Origin of the sequence: Bartonella sp. CL63NXGY, assembly GCF_042194905.1 — a bacterium.
GTDB lineage: Bacteria > Pseudomonadota > Alphaproteobacteria > Rhizobiales > Rhizobiaceae > Bartonella.
This window is the reverse complement of sequence record NZ_JBHINK010000108.1, coordinates 1-265: the sequence shown is the minus strand read 5'-3', so window position 1 is coordinate 265 and position 265 is coordinate 1. Positions and strand designations below refer to the sequence as shown.

Annotated in this window: 1 protein-coding gene; it reads left to right on the top strand. The window is 33.6% G+C overall.

The window, feature by feature from the left end; all coding sequences use genetic code 11:
• The coding region (locus tag ACFIK0_RS09525; RefSeq protein WP_375663932.1) for a P-loop NTPase fold protein at positions 1-265 on the top strand (265 nt) is incomplete at both ends.

Here is a 265-nt window from a genome sequence, read left to right as displayed (position 1 = left end):
TGAACTGTTTATCTACTTCACAATGGAGTAATGAAGCAAAAGAAACGCTGATAAAGGCTGTCGATGTAGGAATAGATGTAATAAATGCAACAACGTCACTTCAACTGCCTAAACTAAAAGAGTTTATTCGACAAGGCAAAAGACAAAATATTGAAGAGATAAAAAAACAATTTAATCGATGTCTTACTAAATTAGCACCTCAAAATGGTCAACTAATTATTTTTATTGATGAGTTGGACCGATGCAAGCCCACTTATGCAGTTCA